Origin of the sequence: Actinophytocola sp. (assembly GCF_035712165.1) — a bacterium.
GTDB lineage: Bacteria > Actinomycetota > Actinomycetes > Mycobacteriales > Pseudonocardiaceae > DASYTH01.
Genome location: NZ_DASTBH010000159.1, coordinates 1 through 11,125 on the forward strand (window position 1 = coordinate 1; position 11,125 = coordinate 11,125).

The following is an 11,125-nucleotide window of genomic DNA, read 5'->3' on the forward strand; positions in this document are numbered from 1 at the left end:
TGCTGGGGTCCGGGGTGCAGGCCGAGGCCCACCTGCGGGCGCTGCCGCACCTGCTGTCGTTCACCGAGATCCGGGTGGCCGCCCGCAACCGGCGGCGCGCGGCGGAACTGGCCGGTGGAGCACGCGTCGTGGACTCCTTCGAAGCGGCGGTGCACGGCGCCGACGTCGTGTGCCTGTGCACCGACGCCGACGAACCGGTGATCGCGCGGGACTGGCTGGCGCCGGGCGCGCACGTCGGCTCGGTGGGCAGCGGTGCGGAGCTCGACCCGGCGACGGTGGCCGCCGGCACGGTGTTCGTGGAGTCCCGGGCCAGCGCCACACTGCCGTTCCCGGCCGGCGCGCCGGAACTGGCCGGCCGGGACCCGCAAACCGTCACCGAGGTCGGCGAGGTGTTGCTGGGCACGCATCCCGGGCGCACCAGCGACACCGAGATCACCGTCTACAAGTCCACCGGGCACGCCGCCGAGGATCTCGCCGCGGCCGCCGTCGTCTACCGCGCGGCCCGCGCCGCCGGAGTGGGCACGGTCGTCCCGCTCTGACCGATCCGTCCACTCCGGAGTGAGTGCGGTTGCCGTCCCGAATGGACGGTGATAGGCGTGGGGAATGAGCCAGGTCCAGCTGGGTCCGCTCGGCATCTGGGTCGGCGCGGCGGCTACCTTCGTCATAGCGCTGGTGACCGTGTTCGTGGCGTTGGGCTGGTTCGAGAGGTTCCGCGCGGCGCGGTTCACGATCACCTTCGAGCACCGCCAGCCGTGGTGCCGCCCGGCCAGTCCCGGATCGGCCGAGCTGCTGTGGGTCCGGATCGGTGTGGAGAACCGGGGCCGGCAAACGGCGCGCGGCTGCGTCGGCCGGCTGATCGCGGTGACCACCGAAGGCGCACCGCGCCAGGACATCGACCCGGTGCAGCTGCGCTGGGCCGGCGTGCCGCGCTCGCGCGCCTTCGACCCCCTCGACCTGCGCCGCGACCAGCGGGAGTTCCTCAACGTTCTGGTGCTGGCCAAGGACTCCCGCTGGCGCATCGTCACCTTCGACGCCCCGGACTTCGATCCCGGCTTCACCACTGAGCTCACCGCCGGCCAGGAACACGTCCTCGAGGTCGCCATCTACTGCGACAACACCGACACCGACACCGTCGCCTGCCGGCTCAGCATCGATGCCGCCGGCCACCCGCACGAACCGCGGCTGACCTTCACCGCGAGCCCGTCGTGACCTCCTCGTTCACACTGTCCAGGAACCCGCCGGACTGGTGGCGCCAGAGCCGAGCGTAGGTGCCGTTCATGCGGAGCAACTCGTCGTGGGTGCCCTGCTCGATGATCCGGCCGCGGTCGAGCACCACGAGCCGGTCCATCTGCACCACGGTGCTCAGCCGGTGCGCGACCACCAGCGCGGTGCGGCCCTCCATCAGCCGCCACAACGCCTCCTGGATGAGGACCTCGCTCTCCGAGTCCAGCGCGCTGGTCGCCTCGTCGAGCACCAGGATGGGCGCGTCGCGCAGGATCGCCCTGGCCAGCGCCACCCGTTGCCGCTGACCACCGGAGAGCTTCACGCCCCGTTCGCCGACCAGGGTGTCGAACCCGTGGGGCAGCGCCTCGGCGAACTCGGTGACGTGCGCCGCGTGTGCGGCTCGCCGGATGTCGGCGTCGGTCGCGCCGGGCCGGCCGAACGCGATGTTGTCCCGCAGGGTCCGGTGGAACATGGCCGGATCCTGCGGAACGTAGGCGATCAGCCCGCGCAGGTCGGCCTGCCGCAACCGGGCGATGTCCTGGCCGCCGATCAGGATCCGGCCGCTGTCCACGTCCATCAGCCGCAGCAGCAACCGGCTCAGCGTGGTCTTGCCGCCGCCGGAACGGCCGACCAGGCCGATCCGGGTGCCGCTGGCGACGGTCAGGTCGAGCCGGGTGAACAGCGGCGCGGCGCCGTGGTGGGCGAAGGTGACCCGCTCGAACCGGACATCGGACGGGGTCGGCAGCACCGGGTCGGGTGAGTCCGGATCCAGCACGGTCGGCGGATCGAGCAGCAGTTCGGTGAACTGGGCCGCCTCGGTCATCGACCGCTCCACCCGACGGTAGATCTGGTTGAACTCGAACAGGATCCGGGTCGCGGCGGCGTAGTAGGCATAGGTCACCACGATCGCCTCGACGCCCAGCCCGCCGCCCAGCGTCACCGCGAGGAGCAGGCCGAGGGCATTGGTGAGCACCGAGATCGGTGCCACGATCGTGTCGATCCGCAGGTTGCCGTAGTCCCACGACCTGATCGTCAGCCGGCGCTGCTCGGCGACCCGGTCGCGATGCTCGGCCGACTCGTGTTCCTCGGCCGCGAACGCCCGGACCGTCTCCATGTTCGTCAGGCTGTCCGCGACATGGCCGGACACCCTGGCCACGGCGGCCTCCCGCTCCCTGACCAGAGCCTGCCGGCGCCGCACCAGGGGCGCGATCACCAGGCCGGTGCCCAGGATCAGCACGACCAGCACGACCACCAGCCACGGGTCGTAGCTCCACAGCACCACCGACGCGAACGCCAGCGGTACGAACCGGCCGATCAGGCTGAACGCCAGCGCGTCGACGAAATCCTCGAACCGGCCGGCGAAGCTGAGCACCCGCTTGGTCAGCGAACCCGCGAAGTTGTCGTGGAAGAAGGCCGCGTCCTTGGCCAGCAACTCGTTCATGCCGACCACGTACAGGTGCTCCATGCCGCGGGCCTCGGCCCGGTTCAGGCAGTGCACGCCGAGCCGCCACAGCCCCTCGGCCAGCAGCAGCAGCGCGGCGAACCCGAGCACGTACGGCAGCACCACCTCGATGCCGGTCTCGCCACCCTGGGCCAGCCGGCCGGCCAGCGCCGCCACGACCAGCGGTGTGACGTAGTTGAGGCAGGTGTTTCCCAACGCCGGCAACAACATTCCCGGAATCGCCATCCGCCGGTTGCGGCCCACCTCACGCCCGTAGTACCGGAGCGCCAGCAGAACCGCCGGTTTGCGTTGGGCTGATCCAGGGCGTGGCGTGTCACCGGATTCGAGCGCGGCCATCGGTCCCCTCCCACGTTCGGCCCATCCATGCTGCCGCAGTTCGCGTCCGCTCGCGATCGGATTTGGCCCTCCCGCGCGGGTCGGTGCCGCTACGGTGTGCCGATGGGACGGTCAGGCCTGCGTTGGTTACCCCTTCTCGCCCTGCTCAGCACCGTGGCGTGCACGTCGACGGTGGCCGGCACCGCCACTCCGGGCAAGATCGTCGGCGTGCAGCAGCGGCTGGCCGGCGAGGAGTTGGAGGTGACCGTGTCGGAGTTCCTCGACCCGGCGCCGGTCTCCGACGCGCGCAGCATCCGGCCCGAGGACGGCGAGCGGCTCGTCGCCGCCCGCTTCAAGATCACCAACCGGGGTGACCGGGACCGGCTGATCGGACCGATCGGCCGGGTGGAGTTCGTGGGCTCGGACGGCAAGACCTACGACAACGCGCTCACGCACACCACCGCCGGGGTCGAGTTCGACCAGTTGCACCTCTCCCCCGGGCTGACCGTGGTCGGCTACGTCACCGCCGAACTGCCGGAGCGGGTCACGGTCGACACGGTGCAGTTCAAGGCCGACTTCGGCGACGAGGGGCCCCGGCTGCGCTGGAAGGTGGTGCGCACGCTGACCGAGCCGCCACCCGCCCCGGCGCCCCGGCCGGACTCCCGGGCCGGTGCCCACCGGCTCGGTGAGCAGGTCACCCTCGCCGAGGAACGCAAGCGCACCGGGGAGCGCATCTCGGTGGCCGCCACCAAGGTCATCGACCCGGCCCCGGAGACCTCGCGGGTCCGGCCCGGGCCGTTCATGCGCCTGGTCGGCGTCGAGTTCACTGCACGCAACGTCGGCGACGTGCCCTACGACGACAACGAGAACGGCACCGACCTGCGCCTGTTCGTCGTGTTCAACGCGGCCGACGAGGCGATCCGCGCGCACATCTACGGGGTGGCGCCCGGCGGCATGCCGCTCGCGCCGGGCGAGGACGCCACCTGGTCGGTCCTGTTCGAGGTCCCCTCCTCGTTCGAGGTCGACCGGATCGCCTTCACCCCGCTGTTCGGCTCCACCACGACCACCCTGTGGGCGACCTGACCCCTCACCCGCCGAACAGCTTGGCGCCCTGGTCGATGATCGTGAGCACCGACAGCACACCGAACAGCAGCACCGACCAGCCGAGAACGGCGATGCGTCCGGCCCGGATCCGGATCGGCGCCGTCAGCACCCGGCGGTTGAGCAGGATCAGCAGGGCTGAGTAGATGCACATCATGACGCCGCCGACGCAGGCGGAGATCACCAGCAGCACCAGCGGCTGGACGAACCCGGCCAGCAGGATCACGCAGCCGAGCAGCACCAGGCCCCAGACCAGGCCGAAGTAGAGGGTGCTCTCCTTGAGCCGGGGCGCATAGCTGGTCTTGATCACGTCGGCGGTGAGCCGGCTGGTGTAGTCCACGATCCCCAGCGCCGCGGCGAACAACGCGAACGCGCCGATGAACCAGAAGAACGGGCCGAACCATCCGCCGACCGACAGCGACAGCTGCTCGCCCTCCACCTTGAGGAAGCCGATCGCGTTGGGCACGTCGTCCCGGCCGAACACGGTCGAGTAGGCCAGCAGCGAGGTGAACATGATGGACAGGAACGTGATCAGCACGAAGGTGTAGAGCTGCTCGCGGTTGGCCAGCCGCCACCACCGCTGCCAGCGGGACAGGTTCTCGTCGGTCGGCTCGAAGATGAACCCGGTGCTCGGCGCGGCCTCGGGCTTTCCGGTCAGCGGGCTGACGATGCGCGGCACGTAGGCGCCCATGCCGAACCGCTTGTCCCGGATCCAGTTGCTCTGCACCAGGTTCTGCCCGCCGCCGGCGCCGGCGAAGGCCAGCGCGCCGAGCAGCAGCGGGAAGCCGAGCGCCTCGACCGGCACGCTCGCGTCGGTGATCATGGTCGGGAGGTTCTGCCAGGTGTCGGCGGAGATGGCGAATATCGTGCCGACGACCAGCAGCACCAGGACCGCGGCGACCTTGAGCATCTCGGTCCGCTCCAGTGCGGTGTAGACCACCGGGGCCAGCGTGAGGACCAGGCCGATCACGATCAGCATGCCGAGCGCGATCCAGCGAACGCTGCCGCCCCACAGGTAGGTGACCAGGGTGGCCGAACTGGTGACCCACCCGGGCCACAGGTTCGCCAGGAAGGTCAGGATCGCGAACACCAGGCCCCAGTGCCGCCAGAACCGGCTGAACCCGGTCAGCGCCGTCTCGCCGGTGGCCAGGGTGTACCGCTCGATCTCCATGTTGAGGAAGAACTGCGTCACCAGCCCGACCAGCGCCGCCCAGACGAACACCAGCCCCACCTGCGAGGCGATGTAGGGGAACAGGATGAACTCGCCCGACGCCAGGCCCACGCCCGCGGCGATCACCCCCGGCCCGATGATCCGCCACGTCGAGGCGGGCGGTTCCGGCAACGCCCGCACCTCCGGCCGTGCCAGATGTTTCGCCGGGAACCGCTCCGCCACCGACCCCGCACCAGTCCGCACCGCCATCGCCGACCACCTCCTCCCGCCGAGTGCCCCACCCGCCCGAGCCACAAACCGCCGGCCTGGAGAGGCAACTCGCCGGGCTGGAAATGGGGACTCGCGGGAGAAGGGCACGGTGGGAGGGGACAGGAGACGGGACGGCTTTGAACAATTTTGGGTGGTGTTGTCGAGGGAAGGGCGGAGCCGATGGCCGCGCAGGACGTGATCGCCGCGCTCACGGCGGATGGCGATGAGGTCGACCAACTGGTGGCCTGGCTCGACGAGGGGCAGTGGGCGCTGGCTACGCCGGCGGAGGGCTGGACCATCGCGCATCAGATCGCGCACCTGGCGGCGACGTTCAAGCTGGCCGGGCTCGCGGCGGCCGACCCCCAGGCGTTCGGCGCGCTGGTCTCGCAACTGAGTCCGGATTTCGACGCCAACGTCAGGATGGCGATGGCGGAGTTCGTGGCCGACCCGCCGGAGGTGCTGCTCGGGCGGTGGCGGCAGGAAAAGGCAACGGCCATCAAGGCGCTGGCGGCCGTGCCGGACACCGAGGTGGTGCCGTGGCTGGTCCGGCCGCTGCCGCCGGCCGTCCTGGCCTGCGCCGGGATGATGGAACTGTTCGGGCACGGGCAGGACATCGCCGATGCGCTGGGCGTGCGGCGGACGCCGACCGACCGGATCAGGTACCTGGTCGGGTTCGCCGTGCAGGTGTGGGACTTCGGCTACCTGGCGCGCGGGATCGAGACGCCGGACGTGGCGCTGCGGTTCGAGTTGACCGCGCCGTCCGGGCAGGTCTGGGAGTTCGGGCCGGCCGAGTCGACCGAGCGGATCACCGGCCCGGCGCACGACTTCTGCCTACTGACGACCAGGCGCCGGCACCGCGATGATCTCGCGCTGACCGCCAGCGGCGCGGAGGCGGACCGGTGGCTGGACATCGCACAGGCCTATCGCGGACCGGCGGGGCCGGGCCGCGCCCCGGGTCAGTTCGCCTCCTGACCCGGAGCGCGGCTTCGGCTACGGCGTGATCTGCACCGTGGCCAGCAGGGTGTTCTGACCGGCTACCTGGGTGCACGGCGCGTCGAACACGCCGAGGGCGGTGTCGCCGCCGCTCGAGGTGCGGGGATGCAGCCCGCGCAGTGCGATCTCACCGACATTGATCGACGCGGTGCCGGCCTGCGGGAACTGCACGGCCGGGGCGCTGCCACTGGCCCGGAGCACCAGCGGGCTGGCCACATTCTGCCGCGGAATCGTGACCGGCACGGAAAGGTTCAGATCAACTCCCGGAGCGGTGAGCCGGGTGCCGGCGGTGGCTGCCCCATCGATGGTGCGCGCACCCACCAACCGCAGCGCCGTCGCGGCATTTCTTCCGGCATTTGCCGACGTATTGACCGTGATCGGCGGGATCAGGGTGTTCACCGGAACGCTGGCCGGAAGATCGGCGCTGACCGTCACCGTGACCGACTGCTGGCCGATCAACGGAAATGTGCAGTTGTACCGCAGGCTCAGCGTGCGCACCTCCGCGTTAGCGCTGCCAGCAGCCACAACGAGCCCCGCTGCGGTCAACCCGACGGCAAGAGCGGACGTGGTGATCTTCCTCAATGACGCACGAATTCTCATTTGTCACTCTTTCGGACGAAACGAAAACAAATTGCCCCGCACCGAAATTACCTAACGGTTTCCATGGTCACAACAGACGTCGCGCGCCGGCCGTCATTAACTGTCATCCGCGCACAATTGCCCGGCCAAGAAATTGTCAGCCGCCAGCGGGTTCGGCCCGGCGGACCGGCAGTTACACCGATACCCGGGCGGCCTCGACGATGGCCGTCACGTGCGCACGCCCGGCGTCGTCCAGCAGGTGATCGACCGCGGCGAGCGCCGGCGTGAGTTGCTCGGGGGTCTGCGGGGCGGTCAGCCCGGCGGACACCACCGGGTCGGACAGCAGCCAGGCCAGTGCCAGGGTGGGCAACGCGATGCCGCGGGCCTGCGCCTGCACCCCCAGCGCGGTCAGCACCCCGGCCTCGGCCAGGCGTTCCATCAGCCGGTAGCGCTCCGGCATCACCGCCATGCGGCTCCGCGGCGGGTACGGCGAACCCGCCCGGTAGGCCCCGGCCAGCCAGCCTCCGGCCAGCGCGCTGAACGCGGTCACGCCGATGCCCCGGGCGCGGCAGAGGTCCAGGGTGGCGGCGGGCGCCGGGTCCAGCAGGTTGTGCCCGACCTGAACGTTGACCGGCCCCGGCACGCCCAGCTCGTCGGCGGCGGCGAGCACCGCGGCGATCTCCGTGGCGTCGACGTTGGCCAGCCCGTAGTGCCGGATCTTGCCGGCCCGGATCAGGTCGTCGAAGGTGCGCAGCGTCTCGTCCAACGGGGTGGCCGGGTCCGGTTCGTGTGACAGGTAGAGATCGACGTGGTCGAGGCCCATCCGCCGCAGGCTGCGCTCCAGCTGGCTCCGGATGTGTGCCGCGGACAGCCCGCGGTCACCCTCCCCCGGGCCGACCGGGGTGCCCACCTTGGTGGTGATGACCAGCTCGTCGCGCACCGACGGACGGCCGGCCAGCCAGCGCCCGATCCATTCCTCGGACTGCCCGGCGCCGTAGGTGTTGGCGGTGTCGAACAGGGTGATCCCGTTCTCGTGCGCGGCGTCGAGCACCGCGCGGGCCTGCTGCTCGGTCTCCCCGAGCCCGAGAAACTCCGGTATCGCCCCGAAACCGCCGAAACAGCCGCAGCCGAGGGCCACCATCGAGACCTGAAGATCGCTGTCACCGAGCCGCCGGTATCGCACCCGCAATTCCTACCAGTGGCCACTCGGAAACGCACTGCTCTGATCGGGGGTTGACCCGGGCGGACTCGATCGATCTACTCTGGCTGCGCCGTTTTCCGCAACCGATGGGGAGAAGTCGAGTGGCCGCCGAGTTCGTCGCCGACCGGATCACCGTGCTCGACCCGCTGGCCGCCGACGAGGCATGCGGCCGGTTGCCGGAGCTCAACGCGCGGCGCGACGTCGGCGCGATGGCCGCGACCCTGTCCGCACTGCTGCCGTCCGGGCCGGTGCTTTCCGCGCTGTCCCACGACGAATGCCTCGCGGCCATGCGTGATCTGGGGATGTTCCTCGGTTCGATGATTCGGCACGGCCTGGACCCGCTCGAGGCGGTGCCGCACGCCGAGCCGATCCTGGTCGAGCTCGGCCGGCGCACCGACATGATCCCGCGCGACACCATCCACCACTACTCCGAGATGAACCCGACCGGCGCGCGGCAGCGGACGTACACCGCCGATCCCCAGGAGGCCGACGCGATCGAGTCGGTGCGGATCGCCATGCGGCGGTTCGGCCCGGCGACGGGTCTGGCCGAGCGGCTGGCCGGCACGGAACCGGACCGACCCGAGTTCGCGGTGCTGCTCGGCGAGCTCGCCGAGGAGCTCGGCGCGTTCGTGACGTCGATGAAACTGGCGCACGAGAGGCTCACGCCGGAGTTCTTCTTCGACGAGTTGCTGCCCTACTTCGACGAGGTGACGGTGGCCGGCGAGCCATACCTCGGCCCGACCGCGGCGCACATCCCACTGTTCGTGCTCGACACGCTGGTGTGGGAGTCCGACCACGGCTCCGCCGAGCTCGCCGAGCACCGGTTGTGGGCGCTGTCGTACACCATGCCGCGCTGGCGGTTGCTGCGCGAGCGGTGGCTCGCGGTTCCGTCACTGGTCACCCGGGTGCACGCGGCGCTGCGCGATCCGGCCGCCGGCACGACCGTGCACGACTCCGCGGTGGCACTGACCGCGGTGCTGCGGGCCCTCGTGGTCTTCCGCGGCAAGCACGTCGCCTACGCCCGCAAGGGCAGCCGTGCCGAGCACATCGTCCTGCTGCAGGACATCATCGACCAGACCCGGGCCATGGCCGGCCTGGTCCGGGTCCCGGCCAGCGCCGTGCGTGACTAGCTCCGCGGTACACGGATTTCTCTGGTGGGCCGATCGGCCTAGCGACGCCTGCGCGTGATGGATTCCGCGCGTTGGGTGTTTCCTCGACGACCGCTCAGGAATATGTTGTTGGTCGCCACAAATTCCTTCGCGGACGAACGGATGATGTGATGAGACAACGCAGGTTGGCCACCGTGCCACGGGTGTGCGGTGTTGTGTTGTTACTGGGCACGCTGGTCGCGACCGTCCCGTCGGGCGGCGCGGTCGCGGACCCGCAGGGCGGCGACGCCGTCTACCTCGACCAGCGTGCCCCGGTCTCCTCCCGGGTGGAGGACCTCCTGCGCCGGATGTCCCTCGCCGAGAAGATCGGCCAGATGGACCAGATCGTCACCGGCGCGCTGCGGGACAGCACGAACCCGGCGGACGGCAACTGCCGCAACACCGGCGGGAACAACGACCCGCTCCAGACCAACTGCCTGGAGAACGTGCTGATCAAGAACTTCACCGGCTCGATCCTGGCCGGCGGCACGGACAACCCGGTCGGCAACACCGGCCGGGCCTGGGCCGAGTGGGCCAACACCATCCAGCGGCACGCCATCGAGCGGTCCCGGCTGCACATTCCGGTGCTCCTGGGCGTGGACGCGGTGCACGGGTTCGGCCATCCCTTCCAGGCACCGCTGTTCCCCCACCAGATCGGCATCGGCGCCACCTGGGACCCCGCCGTCGCGCAGTCCGGCGGCGCGGTCACCGCCCGCGCCATCGCCGCCACCGGCTGGACCTGGAACTTCGCGCCGGTGCAGGACCTGCACCGGGACAACCGGTGGGGCCGAACCTACGAGACCTGGGCCGAGGCGCCGGTGCTGGCCGCCGCGCTGGGCCGGGGGTACGTGACCGGGACACAGGGCAACGACCGCAACCGGCTGCAGGCGGCCGCGACCGTCAAGCACTTCGCCGGGTACTCGCAGTCGCTCAACGGGCATGACCGGTCGGCGGCCCAACTGCCGATCCGGTACCTGCAGGACGTCCTGCTGCCGGCCTACGCGGGCGGCATCGACGCGAACGCTGCGACCGTGATGGTCAACTCGGGCTCGGTCAACAACATCCCGGCGCACGCGTCGCACTACCTGCTCACCACGCTGTTGCGGGAGCGGATGGGCTTCAAGGGCGTCGTGATCAGCGACTACGGCGACGTGCCGGCGCTGGCCAACAACTACCACATCGCCGCCGACTTCTCCGGCGCCATCGCCAAGGCGGTCAACGCGGGCGTGGACATGTCCATGACCCCGTTCGACTTCGCCGGCTGGCAGGCCGGGCTGACCCAGGCGGTGCAGCGCGGCCAGGTGTCGGTGGACCGGATCAACCAGTCGGTGCGCCGGATCCTGCGGCTGAAGTTCGAGTTGGGCCTGTTCGAGCGCCCCTACGTCGACCCGAACCGGGCCGACGCGGCGGTGCAGGCCGGCCGGGACGCCACCCTCAAGGCGGCCCAGCAGTCGATCACCTTGCTGCGCAACCAGAACAACGTGCTGCCGCTGCCGGCCGGCGCCCGGCTGGTGGTCACCGGGCCCAGCGCGGACTCGATGACCAACCAACTCGGTGGCTGGAGCGTGAGCTGGCAGGGCGTGTTCGGCGCCGGCCACGTCTGCTGCATGGGACCGGCCGACCAGATCCCGCCGGGCACCACCGTGCTGTCCGGGCTGCGGGCCGCCACGCCGAACGTCACC

General features: G+C 70.6%; 9 protein-coding genes and 1 pseudogene. 6 read left to right on the top strand and 4 right to left on the bottom strand.

Going from position 1 to position 11,125, the window contains the following annotated elements:
• A pseudogene (locus tag VFO68_RS09065) lies at positions 1-539 on the top strand (ornithine cyclodeaminase family protein); the annotation flags it as partial.
• Positions 540-603: 64 nt separating this feature from the next.
• Positions 604-1,209 (top strand): hypothetical protein, encoded by a 606-nt coding sequence (locus VFO68_RS09070; RefSeq protein WP_325157745.1) that lies wholly within the window; start codon positions 604-606, stop codon positions 1,207-1,209.
• Here VFO68_RS09070 and VFO68_RS09075 read toward each other — a convergent pair.
• A complete protein-coding gene (locus tag VFO68_RS09075; protein WP_325157746.1) occupies positions 1,190-3,022 on the bottom strand; it encodes an ABC transporter ATP-binding protein in 1,833 nt (610 codons plus the stop codon). The genes VFO68_RS09070 and VFO68_RS09075 overlap by 20 nt on opposite strands.
• A 102-nt stretch (positions 3,023-3,124) precedes the next feature.
• Between VFO68_RS09075 and VFO68_RS09080 the strand changes: the two genes are divergently transcribed.
• Positions 3,125-4,084 carry a DUF4352 domain-containing protein gene (locus VFO68_RS09080; protein ID WP_325157747.1) on the top strand — a complete coding sequence of 320 codons (960 nt, stop codon included), beginning with the start codon at positions 3,125-3,127 and terminating at the stop codon, positions 4,082-4,084.
• A 4-nt stretch (positions 4,085-4,088) separates the two neighbouring features.
• Here VFO68_RS09080 and VFO68_RS09085 read toward each other — a convergent pair whose 3' ends face one another.
• Positions 4,089-5,522, bottom strand: coding sequence for an Nramp family divalent metal transporter (locus VFO68_RS09085; RefSeq protein ID WP_325157748.1), 1,434 nt, complete (start codon positions 5,520-5,522; stop codon positions 4,089-4,091).
• Between the two features lie 180 nt (positions 5,523-5,702).
• On the opposite strand from VFO68_RS09085, the gene VFO68_RS09090 reads away from it, so the two are divergent.
• Entirely contained in the window at positions 5,703-6,494 is a 792-nt protein-coding gene (locus VFO68_RS09090) for a TIGR03084 family metal-binding protein (protein WP_325157749.1), read from the top strand.
• A gap of 18 nt (positions 6,495-6,512) precedes the next feature.
• On the opposite strand, the gene VFO68_RS09095 is transcribed toward VFO68_RS09090, so the two are convergent.
• Together VFO68_RS09095 and VFO68_RS09100 are read right to left on the bottom strand one after the other, a co-directional pair.
• Positions 6,513-7,115: a DUF6801 domain-containing protein gene (locus tag VFO68_RS09095; protein WP_325157750.1), complete on the bottom strand. Its 603-nt coding sequence runs from the start codon at positions 7,113-7,115 to the stop codon at positions 6,513-6,515.
• 172 nt (positions 7,116-7,287) lie between these two features.
• Positions 7,288-8,277: an aldo/keto reductase gene (locus VFO68_RS09100; protein ID WP_325157751.1), complete on the bottom strand. Its 990-nt coding sequence runs from the start codon at positions 8,275-8,277 to the stop codon at positions 7,288-7,290.
• A 119-nt stretch (positions 8,278-8,396) separates the two neighbouring features.
• On the opposite strand from VFO68_RS09100, the gene VFO68_RS09105 reads away from it, so the two are divergent.
• On the top strand, positions 8,397-9,425 hold the full coding sequence (locus tag VFO68_RS09105; RefSeq protein ID WP_325157752.1) for a monodechloroaminopyrrolnitrin synthase PrnB family protein: 1,029 nt from the start codon (positions 8,397-8,399) through the stop codon (positions 9,423-9,425).
• A gap of 149 nt (positions 9,426-9,574) precedes the next feature.
• Positions 9,575-11,125: glycoside hydrolase family 3 protein (locus VFO68_RS09110; RefSeq protein WP_325157753.1), on the top strand; the 1,551-nt coding region annotated here is incomplete at its 3' end.